This is a genomic window from Agrobacterium sp. DSM 25558 (assembly GCF_900100825.1).
Lineage (GTDB): Bacteria > Pseudomonadota > Alphaproteobacteria > Rhizobiales > Rhizobiaceae > Agrobacterium.
In genome coordinates, this window is record NZ_FMUD01000022.1 from 1 (window position 1) to 21,437 (window position 21,437).

The 21,437-nt window shown below is 56.0% G+C and carries 18 protein-coding genes; 8 read left to right on the forward strand and 10 right to left on the reverse strand.

Annotated elements, in window-relative coordinates:
• Positions 1 to 165: 165 nt before the first annotated feature.
• The 4 genes from DSM25558_RS17840 (at position 166) to DSM25558_RS17855 (ending at position 5,197) form a co-directional block, all read left to right on the forward strand.
• Entirely contained in the window at positions 166 to 1,674 is a 1,509-nt protein-coding gene (locus DSM25558_RS17840) for an ABC transporter substrate-binding protein (RefSeq protein ID WP_077106039.1), read from the forward strand.
• 71 nt (positions 1,675 to 1,745) lie between these two features.
• Positions 1,746 to 2,660 (forward strand): ABC transporter permease, encoded by a 915-nt coding sequence (locus DSM25558_RS17845; protein ID WP_077106040.1) that lies wholly within the window; start codon positions 1,746 to 1,748, stop codon positions 2,658 to 2,660.
• A 4-nt stretch (positions 2,661 to 2,664) separates the two neighbouring features.
• Positions 2,665 to 3,600 carry an ABC transporter permease gene (locus tag DSM25558_RS17850; protein ID WP_077106041.1) on the forward strand — a complete coding sequence of 312 codons (936 nt, stop codon included), beginning with the start codon at positions 2,665 to 2,667 and terminating at the stop codon, positions 3,598 to 3,600.
• Positions 3,593 to 5,197, forward strand: a complete 1,605-nt coding sequence (locus tag DSM25558_RS17855) for an ABC transporter ATP-binding protein (RefSeq protein ID WP_077106042.1) — start codon at positions 3,593 to 3,595, stop codon at positions 5,195 to 5,197. The genes DSM25558_RS17850 and DSM25558_RS17855 overlap by 8 nt, the downstream gene beginning before the upstream one ends.
• A gap of 32 nt (positions 5,198 to 5,229) precedes the next feature.
• Here DSM25558_RS17855 and DSM25558_RS17860 read toward each other — a convergent pair whose 3' ends face one another.
• The 5 genes from DSM25558_RS17860 to DSM25558_RS17880 all read right to left on the reverse strand — a co-directional run bounded on the left by DSM25558_RS17860 (position 5,230) and on the right by DSM25558_RS17880 (position 13,094).
• Positions 5,230 to 6,567: a telomere resolvase TelA gene (locus tag DSM25558_RS17860; RefSeq protein WP_077106043.1), complete on the reverse strand. Its 1,338-nt coding sequence runs from the start codon at positions 6,565 to 6,567 to the stop codon at positions 5,230 to 5,232.
• A 79-nt stretch (positions 6,568 to 6,646) separates the two neighbouring features.
• Positions 6,647 to 7,789, reverse strand: a complete 1,143-nt coding sequence (locus DSM25558_RS17865; protein WP_077106044.1) for a M24 family metallopeptidase — start codon at positions 7,787 to 7,789, stop codon at positions 6,647 to 6,649.
• A 79-nt stretch (positions 7,790 to 7,868) separates the two neighbouring features.
• Positions 7,869 to 9,239, reverse strand: coding sequence for an AcvB/VirJ family lysyl-phosphatidylglycerol hydrolase (locus DSM25558_RS17870; RefSeq protein WP_077106045.1), 1,371 nt, complete (start codon positions 9,237 to 9,239; stop codon positions 7,869 to 7,871).
• The gene (gene mprF, locus DSM25558_RS17875) at positions 9,236 to 11,836 is read right to left on the reverse strand and encodes a bifunctional lysylphosphatidylglycerol flippase/synthetase MprF (RefSeq protein ID WP_077106046.1); all 2,601 of its coding nucleotides are present in this window, start codon (positions 11,834 to 11,836) and stop codon (positions 9,236 to 9,238) included. The genes DSM25558_RS17870 and mprF overlap by 4 nt, the downstream gene beginning before the upstream one ends.
• Positions 11,837 to 12,056: 220 nt before the next feature.
• Complete coding sequence (locus DSM25558_RS17880; RefSeq protein WP_077106113.1) at positions 12,057 to 13,094, reverse strand: dipeptidase; 1,038 nt, start codon at positions 13,092 to 13,094, stop codon at positions 12,057 to 12,059.
• Between the two features lie 118 nt (positions 13,095 to 13,212).
• Between DSM25558_RS17880 and DSM25558_RS17885 the strand changes: the two genes are divergently transcribed.
• On the forward strand, positions 13,213 to 14,724 hold the full coding sequence (locus DSM25558_RS17885; protein WP_077106047.1) for a serine hydrolase domain-containing protein: 1,512 nt from the start codon (positions 13,213 to 13,215) through the stop codon (positions 14,722 to 14,724).
• 22 nt (positions 14,725 to 14,746) lie between these two features.
• On the opposite strand, the gene DSM25558_RS17890 is transcribed toward DSM25558_RS17885, so the two are convergent.
• The 5 genes from DSM25558_RS17890 to DSM25558_RS17910 all read right to left on the reverse strand — a co-directional run bounded on the left by DSM25558_RS17890 (position 14,747) and on the right by DSM25558_RS17910 (position 19,248).
• Complete coding sequence (locus tag DSM25558_RS17890) at positions 14,747 to 15,613, reverse strand: D-amino-acid transaminase (RefSeq protein WP_077106048.1); 867 nt, start codon at positions 15,611 to 15,613, stop codon at positions 14,747 to 14,749.
• 11 nt (positions 15,614 to 15,624) lie between these two features.
• On the reverse strand, positions 15,625 to 16,689 hold the full coding sequence (locus DSM25558_RS17895) for a P1 family peptidase (protein WP_077106114.1): 1,065 nt from the start codon (positions 16,687 to 16,689) through the stop codon (positions 15,625 to 15,627).
• Positions 16,690 to 16,936: 247 nt separating this feature from the next.
• Entirely contained in the window at positions 16,937 to 17,692 is a 756-nt protein-coding gene (locus DSM25558_RS17900) for an amino acid ABC transporter ATP-binding protein (RefSeq protein WP_077106049.1), read from the reverse strand.
• Positions 17,689 to 18,369, reverse strand: a complete 681-nt coding sequence (locus DSM25558_RS17905; RefSeq protein ID WP_077106050.1) for an amino acid ABC transporter permease — start codon at positions 18,367 to 18,369, stop codon at positions 17,689 to 17,691. The genes DSM25558_RS17900 and DSM25558_RS17905 overlap by 4 nt, the downstream gene beginning before the upstream one ends.
• Positions 18,370 to 18,474: 105 nt before the next feature.
• Positions 18,475 to 19,248 carry an amino acid ABC transporter substrate-binding protein gene (locus DSM25558_RS17910; RefSeq protein ID WP_077106051.1) on the reverse strand — a complete coding sequence of 258 codons (774 nt, stop codon included), beginning with the start codon at positions 19,246 to 19,248 and terminating at the stop codon, positions 18,475 to 18,477.
• 339 nt (positions 19,249 to 19,587) lie between these two features.
• On the opposite strand from DSM25558_RS17910, the gene minC reads away from it, so the two are divergent.
• The 3 genes from minC to minE are packed head-to-tail and all read left to right on the forward strand — an operon-like array spanning position 19,588 to position 21,426.
• Positions 19,588 to 20,325 carry a septum site-determining protein MinC gene (gene minC, locus DSM25558_RS17915; protein WP_077106052.1) on the forward strand — a complete coding sequence of 246 codons (738 nt, stop codon included), beginning with the start codon at positions 19,588 to 19,590 and terminating at the stop codon, positions 20,323 to 20,325.
• A 31-nt stretch (positions 20,326 to 20,356) separates the two neighbouring features.
• Positions 20,357 to 21,169 (forward strand): septum site-determining protein MinD, encoded by an 813-nt coding sequence (minD, locus tag DSM25558_RS17920; protein ID WP_067646708.1) that lies wholly within the window; start codon positions 20,357 to 20,359, stop codon positions 21,167 to 21,169.
• Positions 21,166 to 21,426 carry a cell division topological specificity factor MinE gene (gene minE / locus DSM25558_RS17925; protein WP_045229302.1) on the forward strand — a complete coding sequence of 87 codons (261 nt, stop codon included), beginning with the start codon at positions 21,166 to 21,168 and terminating at the stop codon, positions 21,424 to 21,426. Before minD ends, minE begins: the two co-directional genes overlap by 4 nt.
• Positions 21,427 to 21,437 lie beyond the last annotated feature (11 nt).

The window sequence follows — 21,437 nt, forward strand, 5'->3', positions numbered from 1 at the left end:
AAACAGTATGATGAGTAAAATTATGTGAGCGTTTTTTATTTGCATTGAATGTTAAGTTGACAAATTGATACGCTTGATCCAAGTTTGCATCAGTTAATGTGAGGAGCATCGACGAGCGGTCGCAAGCTTGAATGGCGCGACGCTGTTTCATCAGGGAGGAAAGTTATGACAAGCACGACATTGCTCATCGGCGCGCTCTTGGCCGCCTCGTCCATTACGCCCAGCTACGCCCAGAGCGCGGGTAAAGATGTGACGATCGTTCTGGACGAGGAAGTCGATCTGGTTGAGCCTTGCATGGCGACGCGCTCGAATATCGGTCGCATCGTTCTGCAGAATATCTCCGAGACGCTGACCGAGCTGGATGTGCGCAACAACAAGGGCCTAATGCCGCGTCTGGCGGAAAAATGGGAAGAGGAAAAGCCAGGTACATGGCGCTTCCACCTCCGCAAGGACGCAAAATTCTCCGATGGTTCGGCCTTCGATGCTGGCGACGTGAAGCACTCTATCGAGCGCGCAATGAGCCCCAAGCTTTCCTGTGAGACGCCGCGCTACTTCGGCGACACCAAGATTTCCACCAATGTCGTCGACGATAACACCATCGACATCACCGCAGACCCGGCCCAGCCGATCCTGCCGCTTCTGATGACGCTCGTCACCATCGTTCCGGCGGAGACGCCTATCGAGTTTACTCGCAATCCTATCGGCACAGGCCCTTACAAGCTGACCGAGTGGAAGGCTGGCCAGAACATCACGCTTGATCGCCGCGACGATTATTGGGGCAAGGCACCCGATGTTGCCAAAGCGACCTATGTGTTCCGTGGCGATCCATCCGTTCGTGCCGCCATGGTCAAGGCAGGCGAGGCTGATCTGGCACCCAATATTTCAGAGCTGGACGCGACAGACGCGAAGATCGATTTCAACTATCTGAATTCCGAAACCTTCTACATGCGCGTCGATACCTCCATTAAGCCGCTGGATGACGTGCGGGTTCGCAAGGCGCTCAACATGGCGCTGGATCGGGATGCCTTCATCGGCACGCTTCTGCCCAAGGGCGCACTCAAGGCCGTTGCTATGGTGCCTCCAAGCACGATTGGCTGGAACCCGGATGTAAAGCCGCTGCCATTTGATCTGGAAGGTGCCAAGAAGCTGCTTGAAGAAGCGAAGGCCGATGGCGTACCTGTCGATACACCGATTACCATCGTTGGACGCACCAACAATTTCCCGAACGTCGTGGAAGTTCTGGAAGCCGCACAGCAGATGTTCGAGGCCGCCGGCTTTAAGATCAAGCTTCAGATGTTTGAAGTCGCGGAATTCGAAAAGCAGTATTCCAAGCCTTACCCGGAAAATCGCGGTCCGCAGCTCGTTGCGGCCCAGCACGACAATTCCCGCGGCGATCCTGTGTTTTCGATGTACTTCAAATATGACAGCAAGGGCCGTCAGTCCGGCATTGCCAACCCTGAAGTCGACAAGATGATTGCGGATGCAACAGCTGCCACCGGCGACAAGCGCACGGCAGACTGGAAGAAGCTCATCGCTTATCTCTACGATGATGAAGTGGCCGATGTCCTGATGTTCCACATGGTCGGCTTTGCCCGCGTCAATCCGCGCATCGCATTCACCCCCACCATCGCGACCAACTCGCAGCTGCAGCTTTCTGAAATCAGCTTCAAGTAATTCGTCGCAATCAGCCAATCGGAAAAGGCGGAAGTCAAATCCGCCTTTTCTCCATCACCGGAGAAAGTTCGATGGGAAAGAAGATTTTCAAGCGGATCGTGGCGAGCCTGTTCTCGCTCATCGCACTCATCGTCATTGTGTTCTTCCTCTCGCGTCTCACAGGCGACCCGGCGGCACTGTTCCTGCCGGTCGATGCCTCCCAGGAGATGCTGGACAAGTTCCGTGAACTCAATGGTCTCAATGACCCGCTTATCGAACAATTCGGACGCTACGTCTGGGACGTGCTGCATCTGGATTTCGGTGATAGCCTGCGCAAGGCTCGCCCCGCCATCGATGTGGTGCTCGAAGCCTTTACCTGGACGCTTCAGCTTGCCCTGATCACCATCACGCTGGTCACCGCCGCTGCAATTGTCATCGGCTCCATCGCCGCCTTCCGCCCTGGTGGCGTGTTCGACCGTTTCGTATCGCTGATCTCGCTCATCGGTGCCTCCGCACCTGATTTCTGGATCGCAATCGTCGGTATCGTCGTGTTCTCGGTCACACTCGGCTGGGTTCCGACGTCAGGCACCGGTACGATTTGGCACTGGATCTTGCCGATTGCGGTTCTGTTCATTCGGCCATTCGGACTTATCCTGCAAATCGTGCGCGGCTCCATGCTGTCTGCCTTTGGGTCGGCCTATGTGAAGACCGCGCGGGCCAAGGGCGTCAACAATCGTTCGATCATCTTCGTGCACACGCTTCGCAATGCCATGTTGCCGGTTATCACCGTCATCGGTGACCAGGCGGCGGCCATGCTGAACGGTGCGGTGGTGGTGGAAACCATTTTCGGCTTCCCCGGGGTCGGCAAGCTGATGATCGATTCCATTCTCCAGCGTGACTTCAACGTCATCCTCGCGGCGATCATGGTTACAGCGATTGCCATCTTTATCATGAACCTGCTGATCGATCTTGCCTATGCGGCACTCGATCCGCGCCTGCGGACTTGAGGTCATGACCATGTCCAGTACACTTCCCCACGTCCAGGCAATCGACGCCAAGCCTCGCGGCCGTGTGTCCGTCATTCTTGGAATGCTGTGGCACGATAAGTTCGCCTGTTGCGCTGCGGTTTTCCTGATCATTGCGGTGTTCTGTGCTCTGTTCGGCCCGATGCTGATGGGCGATACGGCGGTTTCCATGAACCTGCGCGCCCGCAATCTCGCACCCTTTACCGTTGATAAGGGCTGGCTTTTCATACTGGGCGGCGATGCTCTTGGCCGCTCGCTGCTGGCGCGCATCATCGTAGCAGCGCAAAATACCCTGATGATCGCCGCTGGCGCGGTGGTTTGTTCCGCCGTCATCGGCTCTCTTCTGGGCCTGGTCGCCGGTTATGCTTCCGAGCGTGTGTCGAACATCATCATGCGTCTTGCGGATGTCATCATGTCCTTCCCGTCGCTGCTTTTGGCGGTGATCGTGCTTTACATGCTGGCACCGTCGGTCGGTAATATCATCATCGTTTTGGCCATTACCCGTATTCCAGTCTATCTGCGAACCACCCGCGCCGAGGTCATGGAAATTCGACAGCGCATGTTCGTGCAGGCAGCGCAGGTCATGGGTGCGTCATCCATGCGCATCGTTTTCCGCCACATCCTGCCCATGGTCTTTCCAACGCTGGTAACGATTGCGACGCTTGATTTTGCCTTCGTCATGCTGGCTGAATCCTCGCTGTCCTTCCTCGGCATCGGCATTCAGCCACCGGAAATCACCTGGGGTCTTATGGTTGCGCAGGGCAAACAGTATCTAACCAATGCCTGGTGGCTGGCCTTCTGGCCGGGTCTGGCGATCATTCTCACCACGCTCTCCTTGAACCTGTTGTCGAACTGGATGCGTGTCGCGCTTGATCCCGTCCAGCGCTGGAGACTGGAAATCGGAGGCAAAAAGAATGGCTGATCATCTGCTGGAAGTCCGCAATCTCTCTGTCCAGTTTCACACAGCGGGCGGTATCGTGAATGCGGTGAAGAACATCAACTGGTATCTCGATCGCGGTGAGACGCTGGCCATTTTGGGCGAAAGCGGCTCCGGCAAGTCGGTGTCCGCATCCGCCATCATTAACATTCTGGATATGCCGCCGGGTGAAATCACCAACGGAGAAATCCTGTTCTCAGGTCAGGACCTGCTGAAAATGAGCAGCGAAGAGCGCCGTGCCGTCAATGGCAAGCGCATCGCCATGATCTTTCAGGACCCGCTTAGCCATCTCAACCCGGTCTACACTGTCGGCTGGCAGATCATCGAGGTCATGACCATCCATGGCGTGACGGCGGATACGGCCCGCAAACGCGCGCTGGAACTCTTCGCCCGCGTCGGTCTTCCTTCACCGGAAGCGGCGATGGATAAATATCCGCACCAGTTTTCCGGTGGCCAGCGCCAGCGCATCATGATTGCCATGGCGCTGGCCATGAAGCCCGATATCGTCATTGCGGATGAGCCCACGACCGCGCTGGACGTGACGGTTCAGGCCGAAGTTCTGAAACTGCTGGGCGAGCTACAAAAAGAGACCGGCATGGGCCTGCTGCTGATTACCCACGATCTGGGCGTCGTGGCTGAGATCGCGGATCGCGTCGTTGTCATGAATTCCGGTGAGATCGTTGAATCCGGAACGCCGGATGAGGTCTATCACAACCCCAAACACCCTTACACGCTAAAGCTCATTTCGGCAGCGCCCGGCAAGGGCAAGATGCATGAGCCGGACGCCAAGGGCGAGCCTCTTCTTCACGTCGAAAATCTGGAAAAATCCTACGGTGCTTTCAAAGCGTTAAAAAGCGTTTCCTTCAATCTGATGGCCGGTGAAACGCTCGCAATCGTCGGCGAAAGCGGCTCTGGCAAATCAACGCTGGCCCGCGCGCTGCTGCGTCTGGAACCGGCGGACTCCGGCAAGGCTTTGTGGAAAGGACGCGATCTCCTGGCTATGCTGCCCAAGGAGCTTTACGGCCTACGCCGCCAGATGCAGATGGTGTTTCAGGACCCGACGCAATCGCTGAATCCACGCATGTCCGTCTATCAGCTGATTTCGGAAGCATGGGTCATTCACCCGGAAATTCTGCCGAAAGCGAATTGGCGCGCGCGTGTCGATGAACTGCTCGCGCAAGTCGGCCTGTCGCCAGCCCACGCGGCCCGCTATCCGCACCAGTTTTCCGGTGGCCAGCGCCAGCGCATTGCCATTGCTCGCGCCTTGGCGCTGGAGCCGCAACTGATCGTCTGCGATGAGGCGGTGTCAGCGCTCGATGTTTCCATTCAGGCGCAGGTCATCGCGCTGCTGGACAAGCTGCGCAAGGAACTCGGCATAGCGATCATCTTCATCGCCCATGATCTACCCGTGGTGCGGGACTTTGCGGACCACGTCATGGTCATGCAGCATGGGGAAGTGGTGGAAATGGGGACCGTCAGGCAGATATTTGAAACGCCTGGAATGGATTACACCCGCAAGCTGCTGGCGGCGGGTCTTGATCCAGATCCGCGGGTGCAGGCTGCCCGCGCAAGCGCCTTGTAAGGATAAAAGCGCCCCGGTTAGACCGGCGGGTGCTACGTCTGCGGCATACCCGGAATTCGGTTCACTTCGACCATCTGCCGAATGGTTCGATCAGCGACCTTCTCAGCACGAGCCCTGGATACGTCCGCATCCTCTGGAAATGTGTAGGTCATGTAGGACAATGACGTTTCGAGGTCGTTGTTGTTATGGCCTAGAATGGCGGCGAAATAGCTGTTTTTGGTGACGCTGGATGGTGCGAAATTGCGGAAGGCGATTTCGGCGTAGAGATGGCGCAGACCGTAGGGTTTCGGCGGTTCTTCCTTAGGCCAGATATCCTCGAACTTGCTGATCACCTCATCGCGCAAAGGCAGGCGAACCTCTGACGTGAAATCATCGACGCTGAGCGCCAGCCACAGCTTGCCATCGCTGCTGTCCCGAAGGCGACGATAGGCATCGAGCACGATTTTCGACTGTTCCAGCACCGGAATTTCGTAGGTCACGCCGAATTTCGTGCCTTCACCCTGTTTCGTTTTAGCCTGTCCGTTGAACAGCACACTCCACTTGGAAACCCCCTTGCCATAGGCGGCGGGCGTCAGTTCGGCCTGCGTGAAGATTTCATAGGGACGTCGGCCCGTCGTTCCCATCACGCCGATGGCGATGGTCATGGGGTCGGAGGATTGCAGGTAGCGGCGACACCGTCTCATGACCTCGGCATAGTTGTCGAAGGTGATCAAAGAGCCGTGCTTGTTGGCGATCTTCGCCATCTTGATCTTGCGCGCTTCATCATAAAGCTGCGGCGTGCCCGCTGCGATGCGCAGCATGGGGTGCTCGTCACCAAAAGCCTCACGCAGCGCATTGCGGTATTTGGTGATGTAGGAGATGACGGTTGCCTGCGCCTTGTCTCCCATGGACGCCATCTCTGCGTCCCACAATGCCTGCATTTCCGGTTTGGTGGTGAGGCCATTGGTTGCGGCGATGAAATCCGAAACGCGCAGAAGGAAGCGTGGCTTGCGCCCTGCCATGTTGTATTCGGCGCGCTCCAGCTTTTCCTGGATCGAACTCGCAACACCTCTCACAGGATATTCTGCGATCTTGATGTAAGTATCCAGCCTCTCACGCAGTTTTTTCATGTTGCAAATGGCAAGTGGTGTCGTCTTGGGGCCGAACGCGTCTTTGAGCGCATATCTATATTTTACAATATAAAGTTCGAGCGTTTTTTCCGTCCGGCCATTTTCAAAATGAAAACGGACCTCTTCATTCCACAAAGCGCCGATCTTCTTTGTGTCGAATGTACCATCCGGCTTTTTAGTAGACTGTATTTTCTCGATAAAGTCCGCGATCCGCTCTACCAGAATAGGTGTCTTCGTTTTTCTTTTTTCGGCAACGGACATCGTCAGCTCCAGAGATATGATTCGCGGCTAGAAAACTATATTTTAGACCTAATAGAAACGTAGCAATTTATTCGCGTTTTCAGGAAAATGGTTCCGTAGGTGATTTTGCCGGCTGGGTGAACCAGTTTGCGCCTTCGCTGCTCATATAAATGTGGTCCTCTAGGCGAATGCCGAAACGGTCGGGGTAAACAAGCATGGGCTCGTTGGAAAAACACATGCCTTGAGCCAGCGGAAGAGAATTCCCGCGCACGATATAGGGCTCTTCGTGAATTTCCAAACCGAGGCCATGGCCCGCCCGATGCGGCAGACCCGGCAGTGCGTAATCCGGCCCCAGTCCATGCTTTATCAGAACGTTGCGGGCGGCGTCATCGAGACTGCTGCAGGGGGCACCGAGCTCTGCGGCATCAAAAACGGCTTGTTGTGCTTCGCGCTCGATGGCCCAACCCAGCGCAAACTCCGCGGACGGGTTTTCAAGGACATAGGTGCGTGTGATGTCGGAATGGTATCCATCGATGCGCGTTCCGGTATCCACCAGAATAACGTCACCATCCTGCAAGGTCTGGTCACCATCTGCCCCGTGCGGGAGCGATGTGGCTTTGCCGAAGGATACGATGCAGAAATAGGAGCCGCCTTCACCGCCAAGCTCCAGATGCTGCTCGTCAATAAAACGAACCACTTCCGATGCGCGGATGCCAGGTTTCATCAAACGATGGGCTCGTTTATGCACCTCCAGCGTCAAATCCATGGCGTATTGGATAATGGCAATTTCAGACTGCGATTTTTGAATGCGCAATCCGCTGACCAAAGGCCCACCGTCTATCAACCGGTCCTGCCCAAGCTCTCTTACGAGGCTGTGATAGATAAAAAGCGGTAGCCCATCGTCCAATGCGACCCTGCCGTGCCGACCAACCAGCGAACCGACGAGTGTCGCGGGGTGCTGCTCTTCCTGCCAGATATGAATATCGCCATCGATGTGGGGCAGTGTATCCACACGGCTCTTTTCGAAGCCCGGAACGATGTAATGCAAATCTGTCGGTGTGACGACAGCGCCCAACAGCCTTTCGCTCTGGTGCCATACCAAGCCGGTGAAGTAACGCAGGCTTTCGGTAGAGCCGAGCAGCAGAGCGGCAATATCCTGTTGAGCCATTTTAGCGCGGAGGCGTTCGAGCCTCTCGAACCATTCTGCATTACCGATAGGTGCTGGCTTGGTGCCGAGAAACATGACTGGGGCTTTCGTTGACATCATGGCAACGGATACAGAGTTGATGCGGTGTATTCAATATGTCGACAAAGAATTTCGGTTACGGTTGCTGCTGCAACCGCTTTTTGAGGGAGGCGACGATTCTCTTTGTGAGCGCCTCATAATCCTCATCGAAGTGATGTCCGCCATCGATGCCGATGATTTCCGTGCCTTTGTCCTTCAGGTCTGGGCAGGCGGCGTCTTCATCGTCCGTGCCGTACACGCACTGTACAATCTTCGGGTTGATTTTCTCAAGATCCTTAACCGGATCTTGTGTGCCTGAACCAGAAACACCCAGCCACCCGCCGACCGAGATTTCATAGGAAACCTCATGGGATAAAGACAGCAGGCTCATCTGTACGACGCGGCTTTTATCTTTTTCCGGCAGCAGGTTGAAGGTAACAGGTAGAACGTCGGCACCGAATGAATAGCCGATCAGCATGACATTCTTGACCTTCCACTCTTTGCGGTAGGTATCGATGATGCGCGAGAGATCGGCTGCAATTTCGTCCGGTTTTTTCTCGGACCAGAAATACCGCAGAGAATCCACGCCGATGGTGGGCACACCATCCTGCTGGAGGAAGCTTCCGACATCCTTGTCCAGATCGCGCCAGCCACCGTCACCGGAATAGATGATCGCCATCGTATCCATGGTTGGTTTGGCTTCCAGCACGGTCAACGGCAGACCCAAGGGATTATCCGAATTTCCGGCCGCATCGATACGGTCTTGCAGTGTCTGCGCCAGGGCTGCCTGCGCATCGTCTGTCACATCCTTGATGTCGATATCGGCGTGGGATTTCAGGAGATCTTCGACGTGGGCGCGGCCCTTGGCATCCGCTTTAGGCGTGAACACGACGCTGACGGGTGCCGGCAGCGGACCATCGGTCAGGCCATAGATTGTCCGGTCGTTATCCTTCTGCTTTGTGGCTGGTGTGCAGAGTATTTTCTCGAGTGGAATACCGGCAACAGGATCGACAGCAACCGCCTCGCCGATCGTTGCCGCTGGGCTCTGCGCAATCATGGCAAGGGCAAGCGTCGCACCGTCACCGATTCCAGCGATGATAGGCGGGCGATAATTGGAGACGCCGGCCTTGCGCTGTATTTCCTGCGCAAGCTCCTCGATGTCCGAGATCATGTAGATGCACTCGTCATCATCTGACTTGAGTGCTTCGATATATTTCGGAAAATCGATGCCGACGACGGCAGCGCCTTTTTCCACCAGCGCGTCCGCTTCTGTCTGCTCTGCCTCGCCCCAGCCGGTCGGGCCAGATATCAGGAAGATATTGGCGCTGACATCACCGTCCGGCAGCATGATGTGATCGGGAGGGATCATGCCTGTCTGATAGCCATTGGCGTCTTGTGCGGACACATGAAATGGAATGGAGAGTGTCGCTGCTATCAACGCTGCTTTCAGATATTTCAGGCCTGTCATTTACCAATCACTCCTCTGACGCCGCCGCTGATGAGAACGGTCGCGTCCATTAGGGCCAAAGCGGCGCTCGTGCCGTTGGAAACCGCGACATAACGCGGCTCCCATTTCGGGTGGAACTTCGATTTGAACGCTCTCAATCCTTTGAAATTGTAGAAACGCTCACCGTGTTCGAATAATGTCCCGCCAATCCGATCCCACACCGGAGCCGCCTCTCGTTTGGACATGCCAGAAAGCGGAGCCATGCCCAGGTTGAAATAGGAGTAACCCTGTTCGCGCATATATTCAATAATGCTGACAAACAGGAAATCCATCGCGCCGCGAGGTGCATCCGGCGAGAATCGCATGAGATCGACGGTCACTTCTTTTTTCGTTTCCGTCATCAACAGGTTGGCAAAAGCGGTAACCTTGCCATCCTTGTGCAGCACCGCAACGGGTTGCGACAGAATGTAGTCCTTCTCGAAAGAGCCGAGAGAGAAGGTCTTTTCACGGGTATTGTGGTGCTCGAGCCAGGAATCGGAGACACGTTTGAGATCATCATAGATATCTGCGACCTGCGGAGTGTCTATGACGGAAAATGTCAGCCCGTCGCGCGTGCCACGGCTAAGTGATTGGCGCAAATTGGCAAGCTTTCCACCTTTCAGCTCGAAACGGGTGAGGTCGACCATGGCAAGTTCGCCCAGCTTGAAGGCGCGCAGGCCTGCATCGGCGCAGTGGGTGAGAATAGCCGGTGATATCTGGTAAAACACCGCCCTTCCACCAGATGAGCGTGCCGTCTCCACGAATTGCCAGACCAGATCAGCGAAATCGTTTTCGTCCCCAACAGGGTCAGCAAGCGCAATCCAGGAGCGACCGCGAGTACCGTACATGATGAAGGCTTTGCCGCTCTCGGACAGCATGACGTGTTTGTCACCCATGCGCACGAGATTGGCATCGGCCACATCCTGTTTCTCAACAATCGCCGTGGCTTTCTCTATATCATCAGGATGGATCTCTTCGGGGCGATACATGACTGGCCGCAAGAGGCTGAAGATCGCGACCGTCGATGAGGCGAGAACCAGCCCCAACAAGGCGCGCAGACTGCGTGGTGCCTCTTCCGAGAATTCGAACTGCCACCAGAGCGTCTGGCTATAGTCGGTATCGCGGTAAACGAAGAACAGAATTGTCGCCGCACCCGCAACGATGACGGCCATGGCGGCGAGCCATGTCGGTCCTAATGCCTGACGCAGGAGTGAGGCATGGCGGGTGAAGCTGCGAATGTTGAAGAATAGCGCAACGATGAAGATTCCAAGGAAGATCGCCTCGAAAACAGCGATAGCCTTGATCAGCGACAGGAAAAGACCGCCAGCCGCAGCAACCAGCGCCACCCACCACGCGCCATCGAGTCTCTGGCTCAAACCACGAGATGCGACCACGAGGACAAGGCCGAGAATACTGGACAGAAAGTGCGCTGCTTCGATGATCGGCAAGGGTACGAAGCCGGAGAGGAAATCGAGATTGCTATCCGGAGTTGGCGTCACGCTCGAAAAGATCAGCATGGTGCCGAGGATGAGCGCATAGGCCGAAAGCAGAGACGGTGCCAGCCGCCCGGCAAGATGGCCGATATCCGCCATGACGGGCTTGGAAGCAAACTGCTTCATCTCCGTTGCAAGCATCAGGATGATGGCGACCAGAAGCGGGAGCACATGGTAGATCATCCGGTAAAGGACGAGCCCGCCTAGCAATTGATCCAGGCTGATGGCGTTGCCAAGACCTGCGACCATGACCGTTTCGAAAACACCGAGACCGGCGGGAACATGGCTGAGAACGCCCAGGCCCACGGCTGTCGCGTAGATGGCAAAGAAGCTCGGCCAACCCACATTGGTTTCCGGCAAGAGCACGTAGAGAACAGAGGCCGAGGCGGCAATATCGAGGGCTGACACCAGAAACTGACGTGACGACGTGCGGCTGTCGGGCAAACGCAGTTTCAGGCGCTTGATCTGGATGACCCGGCTGTTGCGGCCCAGATACATCAACGTCGCCATGATGCAGATGACGGCCAGCGCGCCGCCTCTCAACCACGTCGGATCGACACCGATGATGGTCGCGATGCGCGGGGCCACGATCAGCGTGGACAATGCGCTGACGGCCAGCAGTCCAAGACCGAAAGACAGCGTCACAAAGGCAATGATGCGGGCAATATCAGAGGGGGTAAGCCCCATGCGTGAATAGGCGCGGAAGCGAATAGCGCCGCCGCTCAAGGGGCCGAAACCAGCCGTATTGCCAACGGCATAGGCAATGAATGCGGTGGCAATGACGGACGGGTTGGGCAGCTTCTTGCCGATATATTCTATGGCGTTCAGATCATAACAGATCAAGGCAGAAAAGCTTAATCCAGTGAACAGGATCGCGAGTGCTGCAGCCTTCCAGCTGGTATCTGCAAGCGCCTCGACAATGTCGTCATAGCGGACTTCGGAGGTCAACTTGTAGATGGTGAAGGTCATCATCACGAAGACGACCGTCACCGCAATAGATGTAAGATGCGGCCTGTACCGCTCAAAAAAGCCTTCGAGACCGGCATCGGCCTCTTCGATCTGCGCTACGTCTGTCTTCTCTGTCATATGCTTTTCCACAGGATCAGATTGCGTCTGGCCAACCACAGCATTGTGACGCTAGTTCGTTGTGTTTTCACAAATACGAAGATTTGATTTTTATTTCATAAATTCTTCGAAAGAACAGCACAGCGAAGCCGCCTGCAGTATTACTGCGACGGTTTTTGGTCCGCTGTCGAACTGAAAGCAACTGACCGCAGGCTGTGAATGGAGAATATTTTAACCTGGTCTAAGCGCCCCAGGTCGTTTCCAGAACTCTGACCCAGTTGCCGTGGCAAATCTTATCGAGGGCTGCCTGGTCGTAACCCGCGTCCCGCAAGGCATCGACAAGCAATTGCAGGTCGGAGGCATCCTTCATCGCCGCGGGAATAGTTGTGCCGTCGAAATCCGATCCCAGTGCGACATGGTCGATCCCCATGCGCTCCACCATGTAATCGACATGGCGAACCAGTTCGGAAAGATTGGTGTCAGGATTTTTGACGCCGTCCTGCCGCACGAACAGCACACCGAAATTGATACCCGCCAGCCCACCGGTATCCCTGATAGCATACAGCTGACGATCGGTCAGGTTGCGACTGTGGTTGCACAGCGCATGCGCGTTGGAATGGGATGCGACAAGTGGGGCGTTGGAAATCTTGGCGATATCCCAAAAGCCTTGTTCGTTCATGTGAGAGAGATCCACCATGATCTTCAGTTCGTTACAGGTCTTTATCAGCCGTGTCCCAGCCTCTGTCAGGCCCGGTCCAATATCCGGTGTGGAGGGGAAGCGGAACGGAACGCCGTGCGCGAACATATTCGGGCGGCTCCACACCGGTCCCAATGTGCGAAGCCCTGCCTGGTGGAGAACATAGAGCGCATCCAAATCGGCATCGAAAGCTTCGACGCCTTCGATATGCAGAACGGAAGCAAATGCGCCGTCTGCCATCGCGTCCCGAATGTCCGAAGCACTGCGGCAGACCTTGAGCTTGCTGTCGGATGCGGATTCAATACGAAACAGGAGGTTGGCCATTCCCAAAGTGGTGGCTAGAGCATCTGGCTGGTTTGGCGGAATAAAATTGCGGTCAGCGTCAAAACCTTGCGGCGAGGGAACGAAAATCGCGCATAGACCGCCCGCGAGACCGCCTTTTTTTGCGCGGGGCAGATCGATATGCCCGACCGTGTCACCTTCAATGAACAATGTTTCCGGTGCGGGATTACCAGACAGTTTCAGACGCAAGAGAACGTCGTTATGGCCATCGAATACGGGCACGGCATTAGGGCTGGTCATATGTTGGTCGCTTTCGGAAGGTCTGACAGAGGGCATTGCTGTAAGCGTCAGATAGGTGCAAACGCAACGTCTGAACAGGGTCCTTTGCGTTGCTGGGACATTTTGAATGGAAAAATACATGCTGGATAATCAAGATTGGACCGCCGCGTCGAACATTGCGGAAGACTTCGTTTCCCAATGGAGTAACAATGAGCCGGGCGGTTCTGTCATTGGCTTTGACCTGTCAGGTCTGCGGTTTGCCTGCTCGGGTGGTGTTGAAAGTCTGGCGACATACGCGCCTTTTTCTCCAAAAAGTGTCGTGCGCTACGCATCCGTAACCAAGCATGTGTTTTGCGCCATGGTGTTGGAAAACACTCATCTGATTGCGCTCGAGGACCCGCTTGGCAAGCACATCGAAGAACTGCAACCGCCGCTCCGCGATGTGAAGGTTGGGCAGGCGCTGGATATGAGCGGCGGATTGCCTGACGTGCGCGAGTGCCTTTCGCTTCTTGGCCTGTCGGTCTATACGGAAACGACAGCCGGGCCGCTTCTGGACTATGTATCGCGGCTGACACGGCTGAATTTTCTCGCAGGCAGTGAAGTTTCCTATTCCAACACCGGCTACCGTCTGGTGGAGGCGGCGCTGGAGCGGAAGGGATTGCGGTTCGACGATTTCGTGCAGGAAAAAATTGCCTTACCCTTCGGCACTGTTCTCACGGCACCGGATGTCTGGAACGACCCGGTAACAGGCCTTGTCCCGGGATATTGGAAGTCTGATCGCGGTTGGCAGCTTTCATCTGCTGGACTTCACATTTCGGCGTCCGGCAGTCTTGCAGGGAGTGCCGAGGCCCTTGTGCGCTGGTTGCAGGCACTGTCGAATGGCGAGCAGGGTTTCGAAGGTGTTTTGACGGCACTCTCGTCAGAACGTCCTTTGGCAGATGGACGGATGAGCGAATACGGGCTTGGCCTGCGCTGGTCGCATCTCGGCGACCGCCGCTTCATTGGCCATGGCGGCTCACATCCCGGCTATAAGACGTATTTTTTGCTCGACCCGGAAAACGGTACGGGCTTTGTCGTTGTATCTAATCGCGAAGACACGAATGGTTTCAAGATCGCGCTGGAAAGCATGGCGGCATTGACGGGTCTGCCGCTGCCAGAACCGGCGAGCAACCTGCCCGATGGTCTCTATGTCACGGAAACAGGTCCATGGTGGCTGGAAATCAAGGGAAGTGCCTGCACGTTCATCGATGCGGACGACACGCTGTATGATGATGGCGATGGTTGGACATCCTCACGCTCGGCCTCATTACCCATGCGTCTTCGCGTAGAGGGCGACGCCTTGGTCGGGGAAGCGGGACATGCGCCGCGGCGCTTTATGCCTGCGGGCAAGCATGACGTTCCATCGACTCTTTCGGGTCTTTGGTCCTCAGAGGAGGGGGCTGAATTCGTGATCGAGGGTGGCATTCTCTCGATGGGCGTTGGCCCGACCCGCCAGTCGATGCCGCTGACAGCGTTGGGGAATGGTCGCTTCCTGTTTACGCTGAATGATGGGCCATGGACGAAACGCGTCTGTATCAACCTGCTGGACAGCGACCGCCTGGAACTGGTCTCTAGCCGCGCGCGTATGATGGAATATCGGCGCTCGACCTGAGGAGATCAAGCGCCGCCAAACGTTAAATCGCCGTGCGGTGGGCGTTTTCAAGGTAGAGCTCGCGCAGCCGCGTAACCAGCGGACCGGGTTTGCCATCGCCCACCGGCTTGCCGTCGATTTTCGTGACGGGCATGACGAAATTGCCCGCGCTCGTCAGCACGGCTTCCTTTGCTTCCAAAGCTTCCTGCAGAGTGAAGGGGCGCTCTTCCAGCGTCAATCCGGCCTCCACGACCAGTTGCAGGGCCGCCTGGCGTGTGCAGCCGGGCAGCGTTTTATTGCTGTTGCCACGTGTGACCAGCTTGTTGTCAGATGTGATGATATAGGCGGTGGAAGACGCGCCTTCCGTGACGAAGCCATCCTCGATCATCCATGCCTCATCGCAGCCTTCCGCCTTGGCAATACGCTTTGCCATGACCTGTGGCAGCAGGCAGACCGATTTGATATCGCGGCGTGCCCAGCGTTGATCCGGAACAGACTTGATTGAGAGGCCTGTTGCCTCCTGCGGACTGCCGACAAGCTTTTTCACTTGCGGAAACATCACGAGTGTCGGAGCGAGATCGTCTGCAAACAGGAAGTTGCGGTCTTCTGCACCACGTGTCAGCTGCAGATAGATCAGGCCTTCCGTCAGATTGTTGTCCTTGATCAGACGACGTTCGGCCTCGACAACCTGCTGGGTGGTAATCGGCAGCGTTATATCGATTTCACCGGCGCTGCGTTCCAGTCGCGCCATGTGCAGATCGCTGTCGATCAGCTTGCCGTCCAGAACAGATGTCACCTCATAGATGCCGTCTCCGAACAGGAAACCACGATCAAAAATGGAAAGTTTGGCTTCGGATTCATGCAGAAATTCACCGTTGAGATAGACGATGCGGTCTGTAGCGCTAGGCATGATGGGTCCTTTTAGTCTCGAGAGAAAAGCAGCGCTTTCAACGCTTCGATGGAAATGGCGGGAATGGTCGATGGTTTGGCCTTGGCGGCATTAAAGCCGCGCGTAAGCGAGGCCATGCAAATCGAGTTCAAAATAGCTTCTTCCGTCGCTTCGATGGCGGCTTCAAAAAGCGCAGAGATGACGTCGTTGGAAAGCTCGGGATAGGCGTAAAGGCCCTTGCGGCGTTCCGGCGTACGGCGAACACTTTCTGCGGTTGAAAATGCGAGCGCATAATCACCGGAGCCGTTGCTGAGCGCTGCTCCCGTGCGCGCCAGTCCGCCGAAAGAGCGCGCAGCCAACCGCTTCAAATTGCGCGAAGACAGGGGCGCATCGGTGGCCAACACGATGACGATGGAGCCATCCTTATCCAGATGCGGCGGGGCGACATAGGGTTTTCCGCAGACGAGAAGATTGCCGCCATAATTGGATTGCACAAGAACGCCCAACGTGTAGTTTTCACCGGCAATAGACAGGACGCGGGAGCTGGTGCCAATGCCGCCCTTCAGGCCGAAAGCGACGGTCCCGGTGCCTGCTCCGACTCCACCCTCATCGACCCCACCTTCGCGGGCATTGTCCAATGCCAAAGCGATTTCGTCTATGGTCGGGCGACCGGCGCGAATATCGTTCAGACGGGAATCATTCGTCTCGCCCACCACCGCGTTCAGCGAAACAACCTTTTCATTGCCGGGTTGGGCAAGCGTGTAACGGATGATGGCCTCAATGGCACGGCCTGTTGCGAGTGTGTTGGTGAGGATGATTGGCGTTTCGACTTCACCCAGTTCCTCGATTTGTATCGCGCCGACGAATTTGCCAAAGCCATTATAGACCGCAAGCGATGCCGGGACCTTGTCTTGAAACAGATTACCGCCATGGGGAATAATGGCGGTCGCCCCGGTGCGGATGGTGTCGCCTTCTATGACGGTCGAATTGCCGACACGCAGGCCTGAAACATCCGTGATGGCATTCAGCCTGCCTGTTTCGTAAATACCCGGGACAAAACCGATATCGCGCAGTCTCACTCGAGTTTCGTCAGGCATCAGCATTACTCGTTTGGGATTCGCCAGAGGTAGGAGAGGTCTCTCAGAGACTCATGTGTCCAGCAGCTTTAACGCGATTTGTGGCAAAACGGCAGCGCAAAAGGCGGGCGTCTGCCACTCAAACTCTAAAATCACCTCATCCACCGCGCGGTGTGTCGCATACATTTCGTATTCTTCGAATGTGCTTTCATCGAGCAGAACCTCGATGCGTTTTTGCTGCGGCCATTAGCGCCGATTTCAGTATGGATCAGAGGGATTGTGCCGCGTTGATGGAGGAAACGAAGCGGCGCGTACGCTCTTGCTGGGGTGAGCGGAAAATGGCGTCGGACGAGCCCGTTTCGACCACTTTTCCAGCTTCGAGAAACACGACGTTGTTGGCAATGCGGGAGGCAAGGCGCAAGTCATGTGTTGCCATGACCATGGTAGTTCCCTCGCGGGCCAGCTTGCCCAGCACCTCCACCACTTCTTCCGACAGTTCCGGGTCGAGCGCTGATGTTGGTTCATCGCACAACAGAACCTGCGGAGATGGCCCGAGAGCCCGGGCAATGGCAACGCGCTGCTGTTGTCCACCCGAGAGATTAGCGGGCCAGGCATCGGCCTTGTGCGCCATGCCAACCTTGGTCAGAAGCTCCATGGCGCGGTCTCTTGCCTTTTCACGCGACCATTTCTGCACGATCAGCAGGCCTTCCATGACATTTTCAATCGCCGTGCGATGCGGGAAAAGTTGGAAGTTCTGAAATACCATGCCGGTCTGCCGACGGATTTTCTGGATCGACTGCCAAGAAACCTTGCGACCTGCGGTAAAGGTAACCGCATCGTTGCCGATCTTTACTATTCCCTCAGTTGGTATCTCCAGAAGGTTGATGCAGCGAAGCAGGGTGCTTTTGCCGCCGCCGGATGGGCCGACCAAGGCGGTCACACTGCCTTCGGGAAAGGTCAGCGAAATGTCCTTGAGGATGACGGCTTCGCCGAAGCGTTTTTCGATATTGGAAAGCTCTATCATTGGCTGTTCTCCATCATGCCGCCATAACGGGCAAACCGCTTTTCCAGCCGCGATTGCAGGTTCGACAACACGGAGCTCAAAGCCAGATAGATGATCGCCGCCTCGATATAGAGAATGAGAGGTTCATAGGTGGTGGCCACGATGCGTTGGGCGGACTGGAAAAGCTCCGGCACCGTAATGGCAGCAGCAAGCGATGTATCTTTCACTAGCGATATAAAGGTGTTGGACAACGGTGGCACGGCCACCCGGCTGGCTTGTGGCAAAATCGTGCGCTGCATGGCCTGACGCCAGTTCATGCCGGTCGAAAATGCCGCTTCCCACTGGCCCTTATGAACAGATGAAATGGCTGCGCGGATGATTTCAGAGGTGTAGGCACCGACATTCAGCGTGAAGCCGATGAGGGCCGCTGGAAACGCATCCAGCAAAATACCAATGCTGGGAAGGCCGTAGAAGATCACGAAAAGCTGCACCAGCAGCGGTGTGCCACGGATGACCCAGACGTAAAACCGCGCCAGCAGCCGAAGCGGTGTCGGGCCGAAAAGACGCGCAACGGCTGTTGCGAGGCCCAGCGTCAGACCGAACAGAAATGACAGCAATGTCAGCGGAATGGTGAATTTCACACCTGCCCAAAGCAGTGTGGGCAGAGAATCCATCATCAGTTGAAGCCAATGCGGCACGGCAAACCCCTCAAAACTGCGAAGTCCGGCGCTGAACGCCGGACTTTATGATCTTATCTCGACAATGGCCTATTTCCGCACAGGAGAATAGACGGGACGTTACCTTTACTTGGAGACGTCCTGGCCGAAATACTTGTCGGAAATCGTCTTGTATGTGCCGTCGGTCTTGATGTCGGCCAGTGCCTTGTTGATGGAGGCGACCAGCTCGCCGTCGCCCTTGCGCACGATGATGCCGGAATAGTCGGCGTCAGGCTTTTCAGCCACGATCTTCACGGGTGCGTTTGCCTGCTTCTTCTTGAAGTCGAGGAAAGACAGGCTGTCGTTGATGGTCGCGTCGGCACGACCGGTCAGAACAAGCTGGATCGACTGGTCGAAACCATCGGTGCCAACAAGCTCAGCACCGGCTTCCGTTGCCAGCTTGCCGAAGTTGCTTGTCAGCGACTGGGCTGACTTCTTACCCTTCAGGTCCGCGAAACCTTTGATTTCTTCATTTTTCGTGCTGACGATCAACACAGCCTTGGAGGCAATGTAGGGTTCGGAGAAGGCGTATTTCTGTTTGCGGGCCTCGGTGATGCCGACCTGGTTGATGACAGCGTCATAACGCTTGGAATCAAGCCCGGCAATCAGGCCATCCCACTTACCTTCGACGAACTCGGCCTTGACGCCGAGCTTCTTTGCCACGGCTTCACCGATTTCGACGTCGAAACCGACGAGCTTGTTGGCAGAATCATGGAAGGTGAATGGCGCGTAGGTGCCTTCGGTGCCGATCTTGATGACGCCTGCGGACTTGATCTGGTCAAGATTTTCGCCAGCAAATGTTGGAGCGAACATGGCAGCGTTCAGGGCTGCGGCGGTTGTGATTGTCTTGAGCCAGCTCATGGTATTCCTTTCAGGATTTTCTAATGATGTCTCATCCCATAAATCATGCGCGTTTAAACGGCAGAAAGCCGCAAAAAGATGCAGTTTAGGAGAATATTTTTCTCTTCTTATGCGTGGCGTCTGGATTACCAAGGCATATGCTGGATTTCCGCCACTCAAACTCAGGTTCAGTGTCGTGGCTCAAGGGAGAATCACTTTAAATTTCAGCGCTATGGCCTCTGCCGATGCTACGCTGTCAAGGTCGATTTGAGGTTAATTTCTATTGCCCGAAAAGGTGCCCGTTAACCATTTGTTAACCACATTTGCGGTACCTCATTTGTCAATGATTTCTTTACCAAGATGACCAAAGTGCTAACAGACACCTCACGCTCAATCCGCATCAAAGGCCGCTCGTTTCTTGCGGTCGTGCTATCTCCTGAACAGCCCCTGGACCAATGGCTTGAGCGACTCGATGATCTGGCAGCGCGATCTGCGGGTTTCTTCCTGTCGCGGCCGGTCGTTCTGGATGTGGCGGAGCTGAAGCTCGACAAGGCAGGGCTTAAGGCGCTTCTGGCCGAACTTTTCTCGCGCAACGTGGCCATCATGGGCGTAGAGGGCGCTCGCCCGTCCATGATCGAGCCGGGCATGCCGCCAGCTTTGAAGGGTGGAAAGGCAGCGTCGGATGTCGATGTGGAACCGGTTTCGCTCGCCACTACCGAAGTGGCAGAGGAAGTTTCGAAGCCACCGGTTACGGAGATTCGCAGTGTGGTTGCGTCCCTGATGATCAGCGAGCCGGTGCGTTCCGGCCAGTCGATCATCTTTCCCGAGGGTGATGTCACGGTCGTGGGATCTGTGGCGTCGGGTGCCGAAGTCATCGCTGGTGGTTCGATCCACATCTACGGTGCGCTGCGCGGTCGCGCCATGGCGGGTTCGCTGGGCAACGCTTCGGCGCGGATATTCTGCAAGAAGCTGGAGGCCGAGTTGCTGGCCATCGATGGCGTCTACAAGGTGGCCGAAGATATCGACCCGAAGTTTCGCGGTCAGGCCGTCCAGCTGTGGCTGGAGAACGATACAATCAAGGCGGACAAACTCAATTAAGCCGCAAGCGGCAAACGAACAGGAGAGCAGGATGGGGAAGGTAGTCGTCGTTACTTCCGGCAAGGGAGGCGTTGGTAAAACCACGTCGACAGCCGCGCTCGGTGCAGCGCTGGCCCAAAACGGGGAAAAGGTCGTCGTCGTCGATTTTGACGTCGGTCTTCGCAATCTCGATCTGGTCATGGGTGCGGAACGCCGCGTCGTTTATGACCTCGTCAACGTCATCCAGGGCGATGCGAAGCTGCCGCAGGCGCTGATCCGCGACAAGCGTCTCGATACCCTGTTTCTGCTGCCTGCATCGCAGACGCGCGATAAGGACAATTTGACGCCTGAGGGTGTCGAGTGGGTCATCGGCGAACTGAAGAAGCATTTTGATTGGGTCATCTGCGATAGCCCGGCCGGTATTGAACGCGGCGCTACGCTCGCCATGCGCCATGCGGATGTTGCCGTCGTCGTTACTAACCCGGAAGTGTCCTCTGTTCGCGATTCCGATCGCATTATCGGCCTGCTGGATTCCAAAACGCTGAAGGCTGAGCGTGGCGAGCGGATGGAAAAGCACCTGTTGCTGACCCGTTACGATTCGGTTCGTGCCGAGCGTGGCGATATGCTGAAGGTCGAAGACGTTCTAGAAATCCTCTCCATTCCGTTGATCGGCATCATTCCTGAAAGCATGGATGTTTTGCGCGCATCGAACGTCGGTGCGCCCGTCACGCTGGCGGACGCCAAGTCTCCCCCAGCCATGGCTTATTTCGATGCGGCACGCCGCCTGCGCGGTGAAGACGTTCCAATGATGATTCCCGGCGAAAAGCGTGGCATCTTCGCCAAGTTCTTCGGGAGGGCCGCATGAGTATCTTCAACCTTTTCCGCAAACAAAAATCGGCGCCTCTTGCCCGTGAGCGGTTGCAGGTTCTGCTTGCGCATGAACGCAACGGTGTTGGCAACGAGCTCGTTGCTCTGTTGCGTGAGGAAATTCTCGCCGTGATCGCCAAGCACGTCCAGATCGATAGCGACAAAGTTCATGTCAAGATGGACAGCGACGAGCATGTCTCGCTGCTGGAGATCGATGTTGAGATTCCACTGGCCGCGAGCTTGCGCGCTGCTTGATCGTGATGAAA